At 63.0% G+C, this 21193-nt stretch carries 16 protein-coding genes; 6 read left to right on the forward strand and 10 right to left on the reverse strand.

Features of this window, described 5'->3' with window-relative positions; translation table 11 throughout:
* Position 1 precedes the first annotated feature (1 nt).
* Positions 2-673 carry an N-acetylmuramic acid 6-phosphate phosphatase MupP gene (gene mupP / locus ACF8GF_RS03595; RefSeq protein WP_392488554.1) on the forward strand — a complete coding sequence of 224 codons (672 nt, stop codon included), beginning with the start codon at positions 2-4 and terminating at the stop codon, positions 671-673.
* Positions 674-830: 157 nt separating this feature from the next.
* Positions 831-1571, forward strand: coding sequence for a YciK family oxidoreductase (locus tag ACF8GF_RS03600; RefSeq protein WP_176685048.1), 741 nt, complete (start codon positions 831-833; stop codon positions 1569-1571).
* A gap of 118 nt (positions 1572-1689) precedes the next feature.
* Here the strand turns inward: ACF8GF_RS03600 and ACF8GF_RS03605 are convergent, their stop codons facing one another.
* The 7 genes from ACF8GF_RS03605 to ACF8GF_RS03635 all read right to left on the reverse strand — a co-directional run bounded on the left by ACF8GF_RS03605 (position 1690) and on the right by ACF8GF_RS03635 (position 9704).
* Positions 1690-2475 (reverse strand): TenA family transcriptional regulator, encoded by a 786-nt coding sequence (locus tag ACF8GF_RS03605; RefSeq protein ID WP_010952802.1) that lies wholly within the window; start codon positions 2473-2475, stop codon positions 1690-1692.
* 30 nt (positions 2476-2505) lie between these two features.
* Complete coding sequence (locus ACF8GF_RS03610) at positions 2506-4962, reverse strand: EAL domain-containing protein (RefSeq protein ID WP_176685046.1); 2457 nt, start codon at positions 4960-4962, stop codon at positions 2506-2508.
* 289 nt (positions 4963-5251) lie between these two features.
* Entirely contained in the window at positions 5252-7084 is a 1833-nt protein-coding gene (locus tag ACF8GF_RS03615) for an ABC transporter ATP-binding protein (RefSeq protein WP_392488553.1), read from the reverse strand.
* A complete protein-coding gene (locus tag ACF8GF_RS03620; protein WP_176685044.1) occupies positions 7077-7709 on the reverse strand; it encodes a DsbA family protein in 633 nt (210 codons plus the stop codon). Before ACF8GF_RS03620 ends, ACF8GF_RS03615 begins: the two co-directional genes overlap by 8 nt.
* A gap of 3 nt (positions 7710-7712) precedes the next feature.
* Positions 7713-8645: a rhodanese-related sulfurtransferase gene (locus ACF8GF_RS03625; RefSeq protein WP_176685043.1), complete on the reverse strand. Its 933-nt coding sequence runs from the start codon at positions 8643-8645 to the stop codon at positions 7713-7715.
* 227 nt (positions 8646-8872) lie between these two features.
* Positions 8873-9169, reverse strand: a complete 297-nt coding sequence (locus tag ACF8GF_RS03630; RefSeq protein ID WP_010952797.1) for a BolA family transcriptional regulator — start codon at positions 9167-9169, stop codon at positions 8873-8875.
* A 10-nt stretch (positions 9170-9179) separates the two neighbouring features.
* Entirely contained in the window at positions 9180-9704 is a 525-nt protein-coding gene (locus tag ACF8GF_RS03635; RefSeq protein ID WP_176685042.1) for a DUF2059 domain-containing protein, read from the reverse strand.
* Positions 9705-9858: 154 nt separating this feature from the next.
* On the opposite strand from ACF8GF_RS03635, the gene ACF8GF_RS03640 reads away from it, so the two are divergent.
* Positions 9859-11253: a class II fumarate hydratase gene (locus ACF8GF_RS03640; protein WP_176685041.1), complete on the forward strand. Its 1395-nt coding sequence runs from the start codon at positions 9859-9861 to the stop codon at positions 11251-11253.
* A gap of 95 nt (positions 11254-11348) precedes the next feature.
* On the opposite strand, the gene ACF8GF_RS03645 is transcribed toward ACF8GF_RS03640, so the two are convergent.
* The 3 genes from ACF8GF_RS03645 to pap form a co-directional block, all read right to left on the reverse strand.
* Entirely contained in the window at positions 11349-12509 is a 1161-nt protein-coding gene (locus tag ACF8GF_RS03645) for an alginate lyase family protein (RefSeq protein WP_176685040.1), read from the reverse strand.
* Positions 12510-12583: 74 nt separating this feature from the next.
* Positions 12584-13558: a DMT family transporter gene (locus ACF8GF_RS03650; protein WP_392488552.1), complete on the reverse strand. Its 975-nt coding sequence runs from the start codon at positions 13556-13558 to the stop codon at positions 12584-12586.
* A gap of 291 nt (positions 13559-13849) precedes the next feature.
* A complete protein-coding gene (pap, locus tag ACF8GF_RS03655; protein ID WP_176685038.1) occupies positions 13850-15343 on the reverse strand; it encodes a polyphosphate:AMP phosphotransferase in 1494 nt (497 codons plus the stop codon).
* A gap of 136 nt (positions 15344-15479) precedes the next feature.
* On the opposite strand from pap, the gene mnmC reads away from it, so the two are divergent.
* The 3 genes from mnmC to ngg all read left to right on the forward strand — a co-directional run bounded on the left by mnmC (position 15480) and on the right by ngg (position 21111).
* Positions 15480-17444, forward strand: coding sequence for a bifunctional tRNA (5-methylaminomethyl-2-thiouridine)(34)-methyltransferase MnmD/FAD-dependent 5-carboxymethylaminomethyl-2-thiouridine(34) oxidoreductase MnmC (gene mnmC, locus ACF8GF_RS03660; RefSeq protein ID WP_176685037.1), 1965 nt, complete (start codon positions 15480-15482; stop codon positions 17442-17444).
* A gap of 130 nt (positions 17445-17574) precedes the next feature.
* A complete protein-coding gene (locus ACF8GF_RS03665) occupies positions 17575-19362 on the forward strand; it encodes an N-acetylglutaminylglutamine amidotransferase (RefSeq protein WP_209964134.1) in 1788 nt (595 codons plus the stop codon).
* A gap of 3 nt (positions 19363-19365) precedes the next feature.
* Positions 19366-21111, forward strand: a complete 1746-nt coding sequence (gene ngg, locus ACF8GF_RS03670; RefSeq protein ID WP_176685035.1) for an N-acetylglutaminylglutamine synthetase — start codon at positions 19366-19368, stop codon at positions 21109-21111.
* Positions 21112-21193: the final 82 nt, after the last annotated feature.

A 21193-nucleotide genomic window follows, 5' to 3' on the forward strand; every position in this document is an offset into this window, starting at 1 on the left:
CATGCGTTTGCGAGCAGTACTCTTCGACATGGACGGCACCTTGCTGGACACGGCGCCGGACTTCATCGCCATTTGCCAGGCCATGCTCGCCGAACGCAGGCTGCCGGCCGTTGACGACAACCTGATCCGTGGCGTGATCTCGGGTGGCGCCCGCGCGATGGTTGCCACTGCGTTCGCCATGGACCCGGAGGCTGACGGCTTCGAGGCCCTGCGCCTGGAGTTCCTCGAGCGTTACCAGCGTGACTGCGCGGTGCACAGCAAGCTGTTCGAGGGCATGGCCGAGCTGCTGGCCGACATCGAGAAAGGCAACCTGCTGTGGGGCGTAGTCACCAACAAGCCGGTGCGCTTCGCCGAGCCGATCATGCAGCAACTGGGCCTGGCCGAGCGTTCGGCGCTGTTGATCTGCCCGGACCATGTGAAAAACAGCAAACCCGACCCCGAGCCAGTGATCCTGGCCTGCAAGACGCTGAACCTGGACCCGGCCAGTGTACTGTTCGTCGGCGACGACCTGCGCGACATCGAGTCTGGCCGCGACGCCGGCACCCGCACGGCGGCGGTGCGCTACGGCTATATTCATCCAGAGGACAACCCCAACAACTGGGGTGCCGACGTGGTGGTGGACCACCCGCTGGAACTGCGCAAAGTGATCGACAGCGCGCTGTGCGGCTGCTGAACCCAGACCGATGACCGGGCACCGCCTCTTTGTAGGAGCGGGTTCACCTGCGAATGCGCCAGCCCAGACAACACTGGCGCCTGATCGGACGCATTCGCGGGTAAACCCGCTCCTACGATAGCCCCAGGCCGCCCACACGAACTCGAAGGACAGAACCATGTTCGACTACACCGCCCGCCCCGACCTGCTGCAAGGCCGGGTCATCCTGGTTACCGGTGCCGGCCGTGGCATTGGTGCCGCGGCTGCCAAGGCCTATGCCGCACTAGGTGCCACCGTGCTGCTGCTGGGCAAGACCGAGGCCAACCTGAACGAGGTCTACGACCAGATCGAAGCTGCCGGTCACCCGCAGCCGGTGGTCATCCCGTTCAACCTGGAAACCGCCCTGCCACACCAGTATGACGAGCTGGCGGCGATGATCGAAGGCCAGTTCGGCCGCCTTGACGGCCTGCTCAACAACGCGTCGATCATCGGTCCGCGCACGCCGCTGGAACAGCTGTCAGGCGACAACTTCATGCGCGTGATGCACATCAACGTCAATGCCACCTTCATGCTCACCAGCACCCTGCTGCCGCTGCTGAAGCTGTCGGAAGACGCATCGGTGGTATTCACCAGCAGCAGCGTCGGGCGCAAGGGCCGGGCTTACTGGGGCGCCTATGGCGTGTCGAAGTTCGCCACCGAGGGCCTGATGCAGACCTTGGCCGATGAACTGGAAGGCGTGGCGCCGGTACGTTCCAACAGCATCAATCCAGGCGCCACGCGCACGGCGATGCGGGCCCAGGCCTACCCCGGCGAGAACCCGCAGAACAACCCGCTGCCCGAAGAAATCATGCCGGTGTACCTGTACCTGATGGGGCCGGACAGCACAGGGGTGAACGGGCAGGCGTTCAACGCCCAATAAACCTGCATCGGCCTCTTCGCGGGCTTGCCCGCTCCCACAGGCAGGGCGCAATCCTTGAGGGTTGCGGTGATCCTGTGGGAGCGGGCAAGCCCGCGAAGAGGCCGGTACAGGAAAGCGATCAGCCCGCAGCCAACGCCGGCCGCATACGGCCTTGCTGGCGCCCTTCCAGCTGCATGCAGCGCTCCAGGAACAGGAACATGCAGTCGTAACTCTTGCAGATCGCCCTGCGCAGCTCGGTCCGCAAGCCCAGGGTCGGGTTCTCACCGGCCAGGGTACAGATGATTTCCAGCGCCTCCCACGGGTGCGCATCGTCATACTGGGCATGCATCTTCAGCCACTTCATCGCCCGCTTGCGCCCTTCTTCAGGGAACCCCTGCGCGTAGGTGTCGGTCGAGCACACCACCGCCGACCATTCACCAGTGGCGCCCTCGATGGCGTAGTTGGTCGCGGCCATGGAAATGGCCAGGTTCTCCGTGGCACACACCCGCCAGCACCAGTCGTTCAGGCCGTTCAGCTCGGGCGGCACTTCTTGCGCCTGCAACTCGTGCAGGTGCACACCGTGCGCCTGGCACCAGTTCACCCAGTAGTCGGCATGGTTGAGCTCGACGCGGATGTTGCGCATCAGCCAGCGCCGCGCCATGTCCTCGCCCTGATGCCGGCCATAGCGGGTCTTGGTCAGGTTATGCGCCATGTACAACGAAAACTGTTCCACCACCGGCCAGCCACCGATCAGGTACTGGCGGATGGTCGATTGCTTCAGTTGGCCATCGCGTAGACGCGCATAAAACTCATGCTCGACCACCCGGCGCTTGCTCTCGCGGCAGTCTTCAATCAGTTGCTGGGCCCATTGAGGGTAACTGGCGGGGTCCATCAAAGGCCCGATACGAACGAATGCATCAATCACTTTCAGCTCCTTGATCCTTGTGATTTCCAACTAGCGAAACGTGCCAGGTGCTCGCTGCAACAGAGGCCGGGCGGCGATCCGTTGGCGCTGCAGACTGTCACAGGTGAACACCTGGGGGCGTTCGATCAGGTAGCCCTGGGCGTAATCCACGCCTATTTCCTGCAAGGCCTGCTCGATCAAGGGTGTTTCGACGAACTCGGCAATAGTGCGTTTACCCATCACATGGCCGATATGGTTGATGACCTCGACCATGGCCCGGTTGACCGGGTCGTCGAGCATGTCCTTGACGAAACTCCCGTCAATCTTCAGGTAGTCCACGGGCAAATGCTTGAGATAGGCAAACGACGACATGCCGGCGCAAAAATCATCAAGCGAGAAACGGCAACCCAGCCCTTTCAACTCGTTGATGAAGCGAATGGCGCTGCCCAGGTTGGCAATGGCGCTGGTTTCGGTAATTTCGAAACAGATCATTCGCGGCGGAATGGCGTATTCGACGAACAACCGCTGGAGGTATTCGAGGAACTTGTCGTCGCCAATGCTGGACCCCGACAGGTTGATCGCACAGGTCGACAACGGCCCTTCTCGCCCTTCTTCCAGGCACTGGCGTATGACCATGAACACATTGCGCACCACCCAGCGGTCCAGCGCGGTCATCAGGCCGTAGCGCTCGGCCGCCGGGATGAAGCTGCTGGGCAGAATGGTGCGGCCGCTTTCGTCGTGCAGGCGCAACAGAATTTCGATATGGCCCGGGCCCTCGAAGGTTTTAAGCGGGGCGATTTCCTGGGCGTAGAGGCAAAAGCGGTTTTCTTCCAGGGCCACATGCAAGCGCTGGATCCAGGCCATTTCGCCAAACCGCATGGACAGTTCGCTGTCGTCGGCGTGGTACACCTGCACCCGGTTACGGCCCTTTTCCTTGGCCATGTAGCAGGCCATGTCGGCGGCGCGCAGCGAGGCCTCCAGGGTGCCGGGGGCCTGGGCCATGTGCACCAGGCCAATGCTGACCGTGGTCACGAACGGCCGCCCTTTCCATACGAAGTGCAGGCTCTGCACCAGCTGACGCAGTTGTTCGGCAATGCGCTCGGCCTGGTCGGGCGGGCAGTTTTCCAGCAGCACGCCAAATTCATCGCCACCCAGCCGCGCCAGCGTATCGCCCTCACGCAGGCCGGATTGCAGCACAGCACAGATGTGTCGCAGCAACTCATCGCCGGCCGCGTGGCCACAGGTGTCGTTGACTAGCTTGAACTGGTCGAGGTCGAGGAACATCAGCGAATGCCGCCCAGCCTGGCGTGCCAGGTCGTTGAGCACCTGCTCCAGGCGGTATTCGAACTCGCGGCGGTTGGCCAGACCGGTCAGGGCATCGTGGGTCGCCTGCCAGGACAGATTGGCGATGTACTGGCGTTCCTGGGTCATATCGTGCAGCACCAGCACGATGCCACTGACCTGGCCATCACTGACAATCGGCGAGCCTACCAGGTTGATCGACACGGTACTGCCGTCCAGGCGCTGGATCAGCCGGGCATGCTCGGAGCCGCCCTTGAGGCTGCCGCTGAGCACCTGTTCGACCAGGCTGCGACCGTCATCCTCGGCGTGTTCATCCACCAGGCTGAACAGCGCCGACAGTGGCAGGCCCTGGGCCTGGCCGGATTGCCAGTGGGTCAATTGTTCGGCGGCCGGGTTCATATAGCCGATATTGCCCTCGACATCGGTGGTGATCACCGCATCACCGATGGCCTGCAGGGTAATCTGCGCACGCTCTTTTTCTTGCTGCAGGGCGCTGGCAAAGGCCTGGCGCTGGGCCAACAGCTTGCTGGAGCGGCCCCAGGCAATCGCAATCAGGAACATCGCGGTCAGCAGGTTGGTGATCAGCAGCACCCGCAGCACGACGCGCGAGCCCTCGCCCAAGGCATCACTGAAGGCCTTGGCCGCCGGGGTCACGCCTTCGTTGATGGCGACAATACGGGCCTTCCACTCGCTGACAGTGTCTGCATCCACCGGGCCACTGGCAAAACGCTGGCGCATTTCACCGGCCAGTACATCCAGCTTGGCCAGATAGTCGTCGCCGATGTCCCAGTAATCGATGGCTGTCTGCATATAGCTGACATGGCGGAAGTTGCGATAGAACCAGATGATACGCGTGACATCGTCAGGGTGGTTGCCACCTTGCAGTACCGCCTGTCGCGCGGCGTCCAGATCAGGGTTGGGGAGGTCGAGTACCTCGCGCAGGCGCTGGTCACCCTGAGGCACGGTAATGGCCTGGCGATAACGTTGGTAGGTGCTGTCGTCACGCGTCTCGCTGTATAGACTGAGGTAGTAAATGGCATCTTTCTGCGCCTTGGACCACAGGCTTTCGCCCGCGACATAAGCGCGCACGGCCGAGAGCGTGTAAAGGCTGAGGCTGCCCAACGCCACCTGAAGGACCACTACGGCGATGAAAGGCCATGTGATGCCGAGCAACTTTGGCGCTTCGAGTGTGCGATTTCCCTTCATGGAGTCCCTGTCACAGAGCAGATAAGGCGTAAATCGACCCAGACAAGCACAGCGTAGGCCATTTGCCATTGCTGTGGAGGGGATTTTTATGACAAGGAATCGGGGGGATTTATGCAGCGTATGCGCTGGCCATTGTAGGAGCGGGTTTACCCGCGAAGAAGACACCGCGGTGGATGGCACGGGCTTCGCCCGTGTTCGCGGGCAAGCCCGCTCCCACAGGGATCGCACCAGCTTTTAGAAATTGAGCAAGACAGTTGCTTCCACAAGTACGGTGAAGGCAACCAGATAATCAGCTCTGCTGCAGGTGCCCATAAAGCTTGGCATATAACCCACCCTCGGCAATCAGTTGCTGATGGTCGCCGTCTTCGGCCACGTGCCCGCCATCGAACACCAGCACTCGGTCGGCCTGTTTCACCGCTGACAACCGGTGGGCGATGATCAGCGTGGTGCGGCCGCTGAGAAAGCGCGCCAAGGCCTGATGCAGGTTGTACTCGGTTGCAGCATCCAGGGCTGAGGTGGCCTCGTCGAGGATCACCACCTTGGGCTCAGCCAGCACCATGCGGGCAATGGCCAGGCGCTGGCGCTGGCCACCGGACAAGCGCACACCTGAACGCCCCACCACACTGTCCAGGCCCTGCGGCAAGGCGGCGATGGTGGCATCCAGCTGGGCGATGCGCAGCGCCTGCCAGCACGCATCATCGCTGCAGTCACGGCCCATGGTCAGGTTGGCACGCACGCTGTCGTTGAACAGCGACGGGTGCTGCAACACCACCGCGACGTTCTCGCGCAGGGTTTCCAGGCCGATTTCCTGCAGGCTGGCCCCGCCAAAGCGGATGGTCCCGGCCTGGGCGCTATAAAGGCCCAGCAATAGCTGCACCAACGTGCTCTTGCCGCCGCCGCTGGCACCGACAATCGCCACCTTCTCACCCGCAGCGATGGACAGGTCGAGGTGCTCGAGTACCGGCTCGTCGGCATAGGCAAAGCGCAGGTCGCGCACTTCAATGCCCACCGTTTCGCGCCCGGCGAACGGGTCGCTGGCGGCTGGGTATTGCGGCTCGTCGGCACGCGCCAGCAGCTCGTTGAGGCGGCTCAGCGCACCGCCTGCGGCGTAGTACGCATATTGCAGATTAAGCAGTTGCTCCACCGGACCGATCATGAACCACAGGTAGCTGAACACCGCCAGCATCTGGCCGATCGACAGGTCGGAAAACAGCACGGTCAGCATGGCCGCCGCGCGGAAGATGTCGATGCCGAACTGGAACAGCAGGCCGCTGGCACGGCCACTGGCATCGCTTTTCCATTGCGAGTCCACGGCGTAATCGCGCACTTCGCGGGCACGCAGGCCCAGGCGGCCAAGGAAGTAGCCCTGGCGGTTGCCGGCGCGGATTTCCTGGATGGCATCTAGGGTTTCCGCCAGCGCCTGGGTAAAGCGCGCGGTGCTGTCGTTTTCGAGCTTTTTCAGGTGTTTGACGCGCTTGCCCAACTGCACGGTGAAGTAGATCACCAGCGGGTTGAACAGCAAGATCAGCAAGGCCAGCTGCCAGTGCATCCAGATCAGGATGGCCGCGGTGCCGGTCAAGGTCAGCATGGCCACCAGGAAGCGGCTTAGGGTTTCGCCAACGAACTTGTCCAGGGTGTCCAGGTCGGTGACCAGGTGGGTGGTCACCGTACCGCTGCCCAGGCTTTCGTATTCCTTCAGCGAAATACGCTTGAGTCGCTCGATCAGGCGGATGCGCAGGCGGTAGACAATATCCTTGGCCAGACCGGCGAACAGCTTGGACTGGATCACGTTGAACGCCAGCGCAGCCAGGCGCAGGCACAGGGTGAGCGCCAGCATCAGGCCGATGTAGCCGGCCGCCACCTGCCAGCCGGACGGCAGCAGGTGGTTCATCCAATTCAGCGCGGCATCGCCGTGGCCGAGCAGCACTTCGTCCACCAGCAGCGGCAGCAGCAGCGGAATGGGCACACTGCAACACGCCGCCAGTAACGCAATGAGGTTCGCGGACCAGAGGTTTTTCTTGTGATGCAGGGCCAGGCGGCGGATTTCCGCCCAGCTCAGTCGATCGCCCGCAGCGTATGGCTTGCCCGGTACCGGGTCGGGTGACCCAGGCACATCAAGCACAGGCGGCCTGCTGCAGCCAGCGGCCGAGCAAGGGTTGCAGGCGCTCCAGCGGCTGATAGCCGTTGGTCAGCAAGGCCAGTTGGCCATTGCGCTCGGCCAGCAGGGTCGGGAACCCGGCAATACCCAGGTCCTGGGCCCAGGCGAAGTCGGCTGCGGTGGCGGCGCGGGTATCGGCACGGGCGAAGGTTTCGGCGAACACGGCACGGTCGAAGCCACACTGCGAGGCTAGCTCGACCAGCTGCGGCGCGGTGGTCACATCGACGCCCTGCTCGTAGAACGAACGCTGGATCGACGCCAGCAGCAGCCAGACGCGCTCGGCATCCAGCTCGCGGGCCGTGACCAGGGCGCGGCAGGCCGGCTCGGTGTCGTAGACGAAGCCGTCAGGCATGGCCCCCTCGAAGCGGAACGGCTGGCCGGTCGCATCAGCCACTGCCTGCCAGTGTTCCAGGATGTACTTGCGAGTGGAGCTGTCCAGGGCGCTGCCGCCAGTGCGCAGCCCGCCCGGTACCAAGTGGGTGGGCACGCCTGCCTCACGCGCCAGGGCGATCAGGGCCGCGGCCACTGGCGCAAAACCCCAGCACCAGGAGCACATCGGGTCCATCACATAGATCAGGCGTGCAGACATGCTTCAAGCCTCGGCTTTGTAGTTGTAACCGATCGGGTGCGGCAGGTTGCGGGCCTTGGCCAGCTCTATCTGCTTCTGCCGGTCGATGGCGCTGCGCCGGGTCTTCTCGCTCAGGCTGTCCCAGCAATGCGGGCAGCTGACACCTGGCGAATAGTGCTCGGACGCGCGCTCCTCTGCATTGATCGGGTGGCGGCAGGCGTGGCACTGGTCGTACTCGCCTTCGCTCAGGTCATGGCGCACCGTGACCCGGTTGTCGAAGACGAAGCAGTCGCCGTCCCACAGGCTTTCTTCCTGAGGCACTTCCTCGAAGTATTTCAGGATGCCGCCCTTAAGATGATAGACCGACTCGAAGCCTTCACCGAGCATGTAGCTGGAGGCCTTTTCGCAACGGATGCCGCCGGTGCAGAACATGGCGACCTTCTTGTGCTTGCTCGGGTCGAAATTGGCCTTGATGTACTCCGGGAACTCTCGGAAGGTTTCGGTCTTCGGGTCGATGGCGCCCTTGAATGTGCCGATGGCCACTTCGTAGTCGTTGCGGGTGTCGATCAGCAGCACTTCCGGGTCGCTGATCAGGGCGTTCCAGTCCTTGGGCTCGACATAGGTGCCAACGGCCTGGTTGGGGTCTACGCCCGGCACGCCGAGGGTGACGATCTCTTTCTTGAGTTTGACCTTGGTGCGGTAGAACGGCTGTTCGTCGCAGTACGACTCTTTATGGTCGATATCGACCAGACGCGGGTCATCGCGCAACCAGGCCAGCAGGCCATCAATGCCTTCCCGGGTGCCCGAAACGGTACCGTTGATGCCCTCCTGGGCCAGCAGCAGGGTGCCTTTGATGTTGTTGTCGAGCATGGTCTTGAGCAGCGGCTCGCGCAGCTCGACGTAGTCTTCCAGGGTGACGAACTTGTACAGCGCCGCGACGACGATGGCTTGAGACATGTAACGGAATCTCCAGGTGGTTGCCCTCGTAAGGGGCGGACCGGGTTTGACAGGTACAGAAAAAGCATGGGGGCGCTTTGCACCCCTTTCGCGACACAAGGCCGCTCCCACAGGGACCGCGTAACCCGATGGCTAGTGCGGTTCCTGTGGGAGCGGCCTTGTGTCGCGAAAGGGCCGCAAAGCGGCCCCCGGATTTTGCAGGATTCTACCAGAACAACAGAAAGGTTTCAGTGCCCGCCGCCGGCGCAAACGGGCGAGGCCGGTGCAACGCCGACCTTGGCCCACTCTTCGGCGGTGTAGGTATGGATGGCCAGGGCGTGGATCTCGCCCATCAGCTCACCCATGGTGGCGTACACCTTCTGGTGGCGCTTGACGCTGTTCAACCCGGCAAACTGCTCGCTGACGATCACCGCCTTGTAGTGGGTCTCCTGACCACGACTGTGCATGTGACTTTCGTTGAGCACTTCCAGATGTTGCGGCGCCAGGGCGGCCAGTTGCTGTTCGATTCGTTGTTGCATGGTCATTGCGGCGTACTCACTTCTTCGCTGGGGCGGCGGCCTTGCCTGCGTTCGGGTCCAGCTCTTTGGTCATGTCTTCCAGCAGCTTGTTCACCACCGGTACTGCTGGCTCCAGGCTCTGCTGGGTCAGCTGCGCCGACTGCTGAGTGACCTTGGGCATTTCACGCAGCACTTTCTTGCCCAGCGGCGATTCGTAGAACTTCACCAGGTCCTTCAGCTCCTGCTCGGTGAAGGTGCGGGTGTACAGGTCGACCATCTTCGGCTTCAGCTTTTTCCAGCCGATGGCGTTGTCCAGCGCGGCATTGGCCTTGGCCTGGTAGCTTTCCAGTACGGGCTGCTTGGCGGACGGGGCTTTGGTCTGGGCGAAACGCTGGGCGAACATCTGCTGCACTTGCATGTACACCGGGGTGCCCAGCTTGTCGGCGTTGGCCAGGGTCAGGAATTTCTCGGCAGCAGCGTTGTGGCTGGCGGTGGCAGCGAGTACCTGGCCGCTGGCGCAAGCCAGGGCAACGGCAGCACAAAGGACACGGAGACGGGTCATTGCATTTCCTTCAAAGAGAGGGTGGCGGGCACCTCAGGGTAGAGCATTCTGCGCCGTGGTGGCGAAGTGCTCAAGTGGCACGACGAGCGACGGAACCGCTCGGTCGAATCAGGGCCTAAACTGCGATTTCGAACTACACAGGAGTGAGTACAGAATGAGCCGTATCGAGACAGACAGCCTGGGCCCGGTCGAAGTTCCGGAGGACGCCTACTGGGGTGCGCAGACCCAGCGTTCGCTGATCAACTTCGCCATTGGCAAGGAACGCATGCCCCTCGCGGTATTGCACGCCCTGGCACTGATCAAGAAGGCCGCTGCGCGCGTCAACGACCGCAATGGCGACCTGCCGGCCGACATCGCCCGGCTGATCGAACAGGCCGCCGATGAAGTGCTGGATGGCCAGCACGACGATCAGTTCCCGCTCGTCGTCTGGCAGACGGGCAGCGGCACCCAGAGCAACATGAACGTCAACGAGGTGATCGCCGGGCGCGCCAACGAACTGGCCGGCAAAGGCCGTGGCGGCAAGGCGCCAGTACATCCCAATGACCACGTCAACCGCTCGCAGAGCTCCAACGACTGCTTCCCCACCGCCATGCACATTGCGGCAGCCCTGGCGGTGCATGAAAAGCTGCTGCCGGCCGTCACCGAATTGTCTTCGGGACTGGCCGAGCTGTCGATGCGTCACCACAAGCTGGTGAAAACCGGCCGCACGCACATGATGGACGCCACGCCGATTACCTTCGGCCAGGAAGTGTCGGCCTTCGTCGCCCAGCTCGATTACGCCCAGCGCGCCATACGCGCCACCCTGCCGGCGGTGTGCGAACTGGCTCAGGGCGGTACTGCCGTGGGTACCGGGCTCAACGCCCCGCAGGGTTTTGCTGAAGCCATCGCTGCCGAGTTGGCGGCGCTGTCCGGCCTGCCGCTCATCACCGCGCCCAACAAGTTCGCCGCCCTCGCCGGCCACGAACCGCTGACCAGCCTGGCGGGGGCCCTGAAGACCCTGGCCGTGGCCCTGATGAAAATCGCCAACGACCTGCGCCTGCTGGGATCCGGTCCGCGCGCCGGGCTGGCCGAGGTGCGCCTGCCCGCCAACGAGCCGGGCAGCTCGATCATGCCGGGCAAGGTCAACCCCACCCAGTGCGAGGCGCTGTCGATGCTGGCCTGCCAGGTACTGGGCAACGACGCGGCCATCGGCTTTGCCGCCAGCCAGGGGCATTTGCAGCTGAATGTGTTCAAGCCGGTAATCATCCATAACCTGCTGCAGTCCATCGAGTTGCTGGCCGATGGTTGCCGCAACTTCCAGGCGCATTGCGTGGCGGGTATCGAGCCGGATGCCGAGCAGATGGCCGCGCACCTGGAGCGCGGGTTGATGCTGGTGACCGCGCTGAACCCGCATATTGGTTATGACAAGGCGGCGGAAATTGCCAAGAAGGCTTACAGCGAGGGCAAGACCTTGCGCGAGGCGGCCTTGGCGTTGAAGTACCTGACCAATGAGCAGTTCGACCAGTGGGTGCGGCCGGAGAACATGCTGGCGCCGGGGGGTAAAGGCTAGCCCCCGATGAGCCGCCCAGGCTGCCAAATTACCCACGGTACCGTGCCAGGGGCGGCTCACAGTTTATTGAATAGCTTTACCTATCTCTGTGACGCTTAAGCAATCGGGTCATCGCCCGTACGAGGATAAGCATGGGTCAAGCTCTCCCACATGTAATGGAAATCCCCTTGCGTGGGCCGATGTCTTTGTACGAACGCGCGGGTTTCTGGCAAAGGGTGACCCAAACGGACCGCATAGTGGGTGTACCCGATTTCAAAGGTCCATTGTGCACTCAAGATGATGCCGTGGTATTTCTTGCAGATGTCTGGCATCAATGCAATGTTTTCATACCGGGAATGAAACTCCATCGTTTGCATTATTCGCGCCATCGCTTGCGTCTCCTCATCCCTGTACAAATCGATACCCTGCAACAATGCAGTTTCAGCTACATTGATGGTAGCTGCCAAGCCATAAGCGGTGTGGGCGAAGTCACGACAGCTCTCAATGTTCATCCCCTCAATGTAACGGTATGGACTACCCCACTGTTGATTGACCTCTTCATCACTCGGCACCCTGGTCCAATTGGGCAATAGCCGGGGACGCACCCCATCAGACTCTAAATAAATGGATGCCACAATATGGTCTTTCCAAAGCCGGGTGCACGTCTCAAACAGCCCTTGATTTTCGGTAAAAATCGCTATGTAGAAAAGTGCTTCGATACCCGTTGAGCGCCAATTGCCAGCTACGGTATCCCACAGCCAGCCTCCACCATAGAAAAGTTTCTCAACAATCGGTTGAAACTGCGTTTCCAACATAACCGTGAAACGCGCCTTACCCTCAGGCGTCCAGCCAGATTCGGTATGAGCAAGGATTTCCGCAGCACTGGTGAACAAGCACGCTGCCCACGACGCCTGAAGGCGTGCATTTTCGCCGACATGTCCTCCGGTAAGTTTTACAGACCATGCGTCAAGGATTCTGATGGCAGTAGCTGCATATTCCTTGTCATCCTTGATCACCCAGAGCAATGCCTGCGCATAGGCAGCCTGACCATCTCGGGTTTCATCAGTACACCCACAATCCGGCTGACTATAAGCTCCGCAATCCACCACATCGCGCGGCTTCGGAGCCCAGTTCTTATCTGCTCGGTTCAAATAATCATTCAGTACTTTTTCACTGGCACTCTTCCAAGGTTCACGATGCAGATTATGACGCACGAACCTCTCAAGGTAATTCACATTTACCTTTATACCCGGATGCACAAACGCATGAGCCTTCATCACCCTTACTCCGCGAACTTTTATGCACATTTGATTCAAATAGCAAAAAACTCGCAACTAGCAAAAATGCTAGGTCATCCCTCTGATGAGCATGCGCGCTGACCTCGTTCTCGACGCGCCCGCCAGCTGGCCACCAGCGAGGGCCCCAGCGCTACCAGCGCCGAACCGAACACCACCGTGACCGCCCCCACATAGCCCAGGGCGTTGATGTCCTCGGCATGCACATAGTCAGGCCACACCCATGCTGCCAGCGCTACCGCAACGAAGGTCACCAACGGGGTCAGCGCCAGCGTGGCACTTACCCGCGACGCCTCCCAGTGCGCCAGCGCTTCGGCGAACGCGCCGTACGCCACCAGGGTGTTCAGGCAACAGGCCAGCAGCAGCCAGCCTTGCACCGGGGTCAGTTGCAAGGCCTCCAGTGGGTGCACCCAAGGTGTCAGCAACCCAGCGCAGCTGAGGTAGATCACCATCATCACCTGCTGCGAGTGCCACACGGTCAGCAACTGCTTCTGGCTCAGGGCGTAGAACACCCAGATGCTGGTCGCCAGCAAGATGGTCAACACGCCGGTGGTATAGGCACCCAGTGAAGTCAGCAGCTCTTCCAGGCGCTGGTTGAAGAACAGGCCAAACCCTGCCAGCAGCACCAACAGCCCCATGCCCTGCCCCACACTGAAGCGCTCGCGGAACACGAACACGCTGGCCACCAGCAACAGCACCGGGCCGATCTGTACCACCAGTTGTGCGGTACCCGGGCTAAGCAGTTTGAGACCGATCAGGTAGAGCACGTAGTTGCCCATCAGGCCGAGCACCGCAACCAGCACCAGGCCCTTGCCCCTGGGCGCCAGCTTGCGGATGGACGGCAAACGCCGCTGAGCCGCCAGCCAGGCGAACAGCAGGCCGCCGGAGACCAGCAGCCGGTACCAGGTGACAGTGATCGGGTCGACCACTTGCAGTACCTGCTTGAGCTTGATCGGCAGGATGCCCCAGAGCAGCGCTGTCAGAAGTGCCAGGAACAGCCCATAGACCCAGCGGCCAGAAGTGGTGTGCATAAAATCCTCGATCAAGCCCGTAGTGGGGGTTGTTGAATTCTACGGGGTTGGAGGACGGGGACGGTGGAGAGTGCCGAGAAAAGAATTCATCAGGTCATTCTTTTGGGGCATGGCTGGGGGGAGGTGTTGCCTGTGCTGGCCCTTTCGCGGGTAAACCCGCTCCTACGGGAGCGTGAGCTGCGCCCCGGTGTTGGATTTTTTGTCCAACATCCGGGGCGCAGCTCAGCACGCGATCCCCGGTAGGAGCGGGTTTACCCGCGAAGAGGCCAGAACAGGCAACCTCACCTTCGGCTATTTCTTGTGCTTGGCAAACGCCGCTTCCAGCGCCTCGTTGATGGTGCGCACCACCTTCACCCGCGCCCAGCGCTTGTCATTGGCTTCCACCAGCGTCCATGGGGCAATCTCGTTGCTGGTGCGGTCGACCATGTCGCCCACAGCCTGGGAGTATTCGTCCCACTTGTCGCGGTTGCGCCAGTCATCCTCGGTGATCTTGTAGCGTTTGAACGGAATCTGCTCACGCTCTTCGAAACGCTCCAGTTGGGTTTGCTGATCGATCGCCAGCCAGAACTTCACCACCACCACGCCCGCATCCACCAACTGCTCTTCAAAGTCGTTGATCTCGCTGTAGGCACGCATCCAGTCGGCCGGGCTGCAGAAGCCTTCCACCCGCTCCACCAGCACCCGGCCATACCAGGAGCGGTCGAAGATGGTGAACTTGCCACGTGCCGGGATGTGCCGCCAGAACCGCCACAGGTAGGGCTGGGCGCGCTCTTCTTCAGTGGGTGCGGCAATCGGCACGATGCGGTACTGACGCGGATCCAGCGCCGCCGCCACGCGACGGATGGCGCCCCCCTTGCCGGCGGCGTCGTTGCCTTCGAACACCGCCACCAGCGCGTGCCGGCGCATGCGCTTGTCACGCAGCAGGCCGGCCAGGCGGGCCTGTTCGGTGATCAACTGTTCCTGGTAGTCGGCCTTGTCCAGCCGCAACGTCATGTCCAGGGCGCCAAGCAGGCTGCGGTCGTCGATGCTATGGCTCAACGGGGCCACGTTGCCCTGGTGCTTGCCCTTGGGGTTATTGGCCAGCGCGGCCTGCAGGCTTTCCAGCAGAATGCGCCCCACCGCCAGGCTGCGGTAATTCGGGTCTACCCCCTCGATGATGTGCCATGGCGCATAGTCGCGGCTGGTGCGGCGCAGCACGCGCTCACCAAAGCGCACGAAACGGTCGTAGGTTTGCGATTGCTGCCAATCCAGCGGGCTGATCTTCCAGCTGTGCAGCGGGTCGTCCTTGAGCGATTTCAGCCTCGCCTTCATCTGCTTCTTGGACAGGTGGAACCAGAACTTGATGATCAGCGCACCTTCATCGCAAAGCATCTCCTCCAGGCGTTCGGCACCGGTAATGGCCTGATCGAGGACGGCATCCTTGAACACCCCGTGCACACGCCCCTGCAGCATCTGGCTGTACCAGTTGCCAAAGAACACCCCCATCCGCCCCTTGGGCGGCAAGGCCCGCCAGTAACGCCAGGCGGGCGGGCGGGCCAGCTCTTCGTCGGTCTGCTGGTCGAAGGTGAGCACATCGATCATGCGCGGGTCCATCCACTCGTTGAGCAGTTTTACCGTCTCACCCTTGCCGGCGCCTTCAATGCCGTTGATCAGCACGATCACCGGAAAACGCGCTTGCTGCTTGAGTTCGTACTGGGCTTCGAGCAGGGCCTCGCGTAAAGCGGGTACCTCGGCGTCGTAAGCCTCCTTGTCGATGCTGTGGCCGATTTCGGCAGATTCGAACATGCACTGGCTCCTTCAATGGATAAGCAAGACTAGCGGATTTCATTTCTGCCTGTACGGGCCTCTTCACGAATGAACGCGCTCCCACAGCTCATCCGGATGGCATAAAATCCCGCCATCCGCTGCAACCGAGCCAACCATGCCCACCCTCCTCCAGCACGCCCAGATCGACTGGGATGAACAGGGCCGCCCCCATTCGCGGCACTATGACGACGTCTATTTCGCAGTCAACGAAGGCATCGAAGAAACCAAGCACGTGTTTCTCGGCCAGACCCGCCTGGCCGAACGTTTTGCAAACCTGGCGCCGCATGCTTGTACGGTGATCGGCGAAACCGGCTTTGGCACCGGCATGAATTTTTTCTGCGCCTGGCAGCTGTTTGACCAGCACGCACACAGCGACGCGCGCCTGCACTTCGTCAGCGTCGAAAAGTACCCTCTCGGCCACGCCGACATGGCCCGCGCAGTGAACCTGTGGCCTGAACTGGCCGCCTATACCGAGCCGCTGCTGGAGCAGTACGTGGCGGTGCACCCGGGCTTTCAGCAGTTCACCTTCGCCGATGGCAGGGTCACCCTGACCCTGTTGATAGGCGATGTGCTGGAACAGCTGCCGCAGCTCGACGCGCAGGTCGATGTGTGGTTCCTCGACGGCTTCGCCCCCGCCAAGAACCCCGACATGTGGACCCCGGCGCTGTTTGCGCAACTGGCGCGGCTATCGCATCCGGACACGGTGCTGGGCACCTTCACCACCACCGGCTGGGTACGCCGCAGCCTGGTCGAAGCCGGCTTCGCCATGAAAAAGGTGCCAGGCATCGGCAAGAAGTGGGAAGTGATGAGCGGCGCCTACGTCGGCCCCCTGCCCGGCCCACACGCACCTTGGTACGCACGCCCCGCTGCTGCACAGGGGCCGCGCGAGGCGCTGGTGATCGGTGCCGGTCTTGCCGGCAGCAGCAGCGCCGCCAGCCTGGCCCGGCGTGGCTGGCAGGTTACCGTGCTGGAGCGCCACGAAACCCCGGCCCAGGAAGCTTCGGGCAACCCGCAAGGGGTGCTGTACCTCAAGCTGTCTGCCCATGGCACCGCGCTGTCGCAGATGATCCTGTCCGGGTTCGGCTACACCCGGCGCCAGCTGCAGCGCTTGCAGCGTGGCCGTGACTGGGATGCCTGCGGGGTGCTGCAACTGGCCTTCGACAGCAAGGAGGCCGAACGCCAGGGCAAGCTGGCTGCCGCCTTCGACCGCGGCTTGCTGCACCCGCTGGAGCGCGCCGAGGCCGAAGCCATCGCCGGCGTGGCGTTGCCTGGCGGCGGGTTGTTCTACCCCGAAGGTGGCTGGGTGCACCCGCCGGCACTGTGTCAGCAGCAGTTGCAGCACCCAGGTATTCAGCTGGTGACCCACCAGGAAGTGCTCGAACTGCGCAAAGTGGGTGAACAGTGGCAGGCCTGGGCTGGCGACCAGCTGTTAGCCAGCGCTCCAGTGGTGGTCCTGGCCGGTGCAGCGGATGTGCGGCGCTTCGCCCCTTGCGCGCAGTTACCACTCAAGCGCATCCGTGGGCAGATCACCCGCTTGCCGGCCACCGCCAGCAGCCAGGCACTGCGTACCGTGGTGTGCGCGGAAGGCTATGTGGCACCGCCGCGCGAGGGTGAACATACACTGGGGGCAAGTTTTGACTTCCACAGTGAGGACCTTGCGCCGACGCTGGCCGAGCACCAGGGCAACCTGGCACTGCTGGACGAAATCTCCGTCGATCTGGCGCAGCGGCTGGGCGTGGCTAAACTGGACGCTGAGCAACTGCAGGGGCGTGCAGCGTTCCGTTGCACCAGCCCGGATTACCTGCCGATCGTCGGGCCGGTCGCCGACGGGCAGGCGTTTGCCGAAGCCTACGCAGTGCTGGGCCGTGATGCACGGCAGGTACCGGATGTGCCCTGCCCTTGGTTGGGCGGGTTGTATGTGAACAGCGGGCACGGCTCACGCGGGTTGATCACGGCGCCGTTGAGTGGCGAGCTGGTGGCGGCCTGGGTATGTGGGGAACCGCTGCCATTGCCGCGGGCGGTGGTGGAGGCCTGCCATCCGAACCGGTTTGGGTTGCGTCGGTTGATTCGAGGGACGTGATAGCATCAAGCTGTATGCCCATCCATTTATAACCAAAAGGTCTAAAACTCTCAAAAAGCAAACATGTCAGTTCATTAAGGTGCCCTAATCCGGGGCATCACCTCCCCAACGGAAAAACCGGTAAGGACTTATGTGCGGATTAGCAGGAGAATTGCGTTTCACCCCCATCGACCAAGCCCCTCGCCCAGCCGACCTGGCTGCGGTAGAGCGCATTACCCATCACCTGGCCCCGCGTGGCCCGGATGCCTGGGGCTTCCATAGCCAGGGCCCGATCGCCCTGGGCCACCGGCGTCTGAAGATCATGGACCTGTCCGACGGCTCGGCGCAGCCGATGGTCGACAACACCCTGGGCCTGTCGTTGGCCTTCAACGGTGCCATCTACAACTTCCCCGAACTGCGCGAGGAACTGCAGGCGCTGGGCTACAGCTTCTGGTCCGACGGCGACACCGAGGTGCTGCTCAAGGGCTACCACGCCTGGGGCGCGGCCCTGCTGCCCAAGCTCAACGGCATGTTTGCCCTGGCCATCTGGGAGCGCGACAACCAGCGCCTGTTCCTGGCCCGCGACCGCCTCGGCGTCAAACCCCTGTACCTGTCGCGCAACGGTGAGCGCCTGCGCTTTGCCTCGACCCTGCCGGCGCTGCTCAAGGGCGGCGACATCGACCCGATGCTCGACCCGGTGGCTCTCAACCACTACCTGAACTTCCATGCCGTGGTACCGGCACCGCGTACCCTGCTGGCCAACGTGCAGAAGCTGGAGCCTGGCACCTGGATGCGCATCGACCAGCATGGCGAAGTGGAACGCCAGGTCTGGTGGCAACTGCACTACGGCCCCCACCCCGACGAGCATGAACTGGACCTGGAAGGCTGGACCACCCGCGTGCTCGACGCTACCCGGGACGCCGTAGCCATCCGCCAACGGGCTGCTGTGGATGTTGGCGTGTTGCTGTCCGGCGGGGTCGATTCCAGCCTGCTGGTCGGCCTGCTGCGCGAAGTGGGGGTGGAAGACCTGTCGACCTTCTCCATCGGCTTCGAGGATGCCGGCGGAGAGCGCGGCGATGAGTTCCAGTACTCCGACCTGATCGCCAGGCACTACGGCACCCGCCATCACCAACTGCGCATTGCCGAACACGAGATCATCGACCAGTTGCCGGCTGCGTTCCGCGCCATGAGCGAGCCGATGGTCAGCCACGACTGCATCGCGTTCTACCTGCTGTCGCGGGAAGTGGCCAAGCACTGCAAGGGCGTACAGAGCGGCCAGGGTGCCGACGAGCTGTTCGCCGGTTACCACTGGTACCCGCAGGTGGACGGCGCCGACGATGCCTATGCGGCCTATCGTGATGCGTTCTTCGACCGCAGCCACGCCGAGTACCGCGACACCGTGCAGGCCCCCTGGCTGCTGGAAACCGATGCCGCCGGTGACTTCGTACGCGAACACTTCGCGCGCCCGGGCGCACCGGCTGCCGTGGACAAGGCCCTGCGCCTGGACAGCACCGTGATGCTGGTCGACGACCCGGTCAAGCGGGTGGACAACATGACCATGGCCTGGGGCCTGGAGGCGCGCACGCCGTTCCTTGATTACCGCCTGGTGGAACTGTCGGCACGCATACCCGCACGCTTCAAGCTGCCCGACGGCGGCAAGCAGGTGCTCAAGCAGGCGGCGCGACGGGTGATCCCGCATGAGGTGATCGACCGCAAGAAGGGTTACTTCCCGGTACCGGGCCTGAAGCATCTGGAAGGTGCCACCCTGGGCTGGGTACGTGAGCTGTTGACCGACCCCAGCCAGGACCGAGGGTTGTTCAACCCGGCCATGCTCGACCGCCTGCTGAGCAACCCGCACGGTCAACTGACGCCATTGCGCGGTTCCAAGCTGTGGCAACTGGCAGCGCTTAACCTGTGGTTGAGCGAACAAGGAATCTGACCGATGAAAGCCCATGAAATCGCTTATGGTCAGCGCCTGCTGCGCGGCCAGGCGCCGTCCTACGAGCGCCTGCAAGCGCGCCTGGCCGGCGACGGCAGCCAGCCCCACGACCAACCGCGTGCCGTGCACTGCGGCTGGGGCCGGCTGCTGATAGGCCACACCTACCCCGACCCGGTTTCCCTGGCCGAGGATTTGCTCGACGAGCACCCGGGCGAACGCGACATCGCCCTGTACGTGGCCGCACCGCAGCAGGTGCTGGCCCAGGCCCCACAGCAGCTGTTCCTCGACCCGTCCGACACCCTGCGCCTGTGGTTCACCGACTACCGCCCGGCGCAGCGGGTATTTCGCGGCTTTCGCGTGCGCCGGGCACAGAACCCCGCCGACTGGCAGGCGATCAACACCCTGTACCAGGCGCGCGGGATGCTCCCCGTCGACGCCGAACTGCTTACCCCCCGGCACTTGGGTGGCCCGGTGTACTGGCTGGCAGAGGACGAAGACAGCGGCTCGGTGATCGGCAGCGTCATGGGCCTGAACCACACCAAGGCGTTCGATGACCCCGAGCACGGCAGCAGCCTGTGGTGCCTGGCGGTGGACCCACACTGCACCCGCCCCGGCGTGGGCGAGGTGCTGGTGCGCCACCTGATCGAACACTTCATGAGCCGTGGCCTGGCCTACCTGGACCTGTCGGTGCTGCACGACAACCGCCAGGCCAAGCGCCTGTACCAGAAACTGGGTTTTCGCAACCTGCCCACCTTCGCCGTCAAGCGCAAGAACGGTATCAACGAGCAGCTGTTCCTCGGGCCCGGCCCGCAGGCCGACCTCAACCCCTACGCACGCATCATCGTTGACGAGGCCCTGCGCCGGGGCATCGAAGTGCAGGTGGACGACGCCGCTGGCGGCCTGTTCACCCTGAGCCTGGGCGGGCGGCGCATTCGCTGTCGGGAATCGCTCAGCGACCTGACCAGTGCCGTGACCATGACCCTGTGCCAGGACAAACGCCTGACCCAGCACGCCCTGCACAACGCCGGGCTGCAGGTGCCCGCGCAACAGCTGGCGGGCAATGCCGATGACAACCTGGCGTTTCTCGACGAGCATGGCGCGGTGGTGGTCAAGCCAGTCGATGGCGAGCAAGGCCAGGGGGTGGCGGTGAACCTGACCTGTATCGACGACATCACCCGTGCCGTGGCGCACGCCCGCCAGTTCGACAGCCGCGTGCTGCTGGAAAGCTTTCATGCCGGGTTCGACCTGCGCATCGTGGTGATCGGCTACGAGGTGGTGGCCGCCGCCATCCGTCACCCGGCGCAGGTGCTGGGCGACGGCAAACACAGCGTGCGCCAGTTGATCGAAGCCCAGAGCCGTCGCCGCCAGGCCGCCACCGGTGGCGAAAGCCGCATTCCGCTGGACGACGAAACCGAGCGCACCTTGCGCGCAGCGAGCGTTGGTTATGACGACGTGCTGCCAGCCGGCCAGCGCCTGGCCGTGCGACGTACGGCCAACCTGCACACCGGCGGCACCCTGGAAGACGTCACCGAACGCCTGCACCCGGTGCTGGCCGATGCTGCCGTGCGCGCGGCACGCGCATTGGAAATTCCGGTGGTGGGGCTGGACTTCATGGTGCGTGATGCCGGGCAGCCGGAGTACGTGATCATTGAGGCCAACGAACGTGCCGGCCTGGCCAACCATGAACCGCAGCCCACGGCCGAGCGTTTTATCGACCTGCTGTTTCCCCATAGCCGGCCTTTGGCCTGACAACTGCTCGGCTTTTTGTGGGAGCGGCCTTGTGTCGCGAATGGGGTGCGAAGCGCCCCTAGGATCTCAGCTTCGCTGCCGA

Origin of the sequence: Pseudomonas sp. yb_5 (assembly GCF_043103865.1) — a bacterium.
Lineage (GTDB): Bacteria > Pseudomonadota > Gammaproteobacteria > Pseudomonadales > Pseudomonadaceae > Aquipseudomonas > Aquipseudomonas putida_Y.

Bases quoted from the DNA above. Each gene is read 5' to 3' on its own strand.
- mupP (WP_392488554.1), top strand. From the start codon at position 2: ATGCGTTTGCGAGCAGTACTCTTCGACATGGACGGCACCTTGCTGGAC.
- ACF8GF_RS03600 (WP_176685048.1), top strand. From the start codon at position 831: ATGTTCGACTACACCGCCCGCCCCGACCTGCTGCAAGGCCGGGTCATC.
- ACF8GF_RS03610 (WP_176685046.1), bottom strand. From the start codon at position 4,962: ATGAAGGGAAATCGCACACTCGAAGCGCCAAAGTTGCTCGGCATCACA.
- ACF8GF_RS03620 (WP_176685044.1), bottom strand. From the start codon at position 7,709: ATGTCTGCACGCCTGATCTATGTGATGGACCCGATGTGCTCCTGGTGC.
- ACF8GF_RS03625 (WP_176685043.1), bottom strand. From the start codon at position 8,645: ATGTCTCAAGCCATCGTCGTCGCGGCGCTGTACAAGTTCGTCACCCTG.
- ACF8GF_RS03630 (WP_010952797.1), bottom strand. From the start codon at position 9,169: ATGACCATGCAACAACGAATCGAACAGCAACTGGCCGCCCTGGCGCCG.
- ACF8GF_RS03635 (WP_176685042.1), bottom strand. From the start codon at position 9,704: ATGACCCGTCTCCGTGTCCTTTGTGCTGCCGTTGCCCTGGCTTGCGCC.
- ACF8GF_RS03640 (WP_176685041.1), top strand. From the start codon at position 9,859: ATGAGCCGTATCGAGACAGACAGCCTGGGCCCGGTCGAAGTTCCGGAG.
- ACF8GF_RS03645 (WP_176685040.1), bottom strand. From the start codon at position 12,509: ATGAAGGCTCATGCGTTTGTGCATCCGGGTATAAAGGTAAATGTGAAT.
- ACF8GF_RS03650 (WP_392488552.1), bottom strand. From the start codon at position 13,558: ATGCACACCACTTCTGGCCGCTGGGTCTATGGGCTGTTCCTGGCACTT.
- pap (WP_176685038.1), bottom strand. From the start codon at position 15,343: ATGTTCGAATCTGCCGAAATCGGCCACAGCATCGACAAGGAGGCTTAC.
- mnmC (WP_176685037.1), top strand. From the start codon at position 15,480: ATGCCCACCCTCCTCCAGCACGCCCAGATCGACTGGGATGAACAGGGC.
- ACF8GF_RS03665 (WP_209964134.1), top strand. From the start codon at position 17,575: ATGTGCGGATTAGCAGGAGAATTGCGTTTCACCCCCATCGACCAAGCC.
- ngg (WP_176685035.1), top strand. From the start codon at position 19,366: ATGAAAGCCCATGAAATCGCTTATGGTCAGCGCCTGCTGCGCGGCCAG.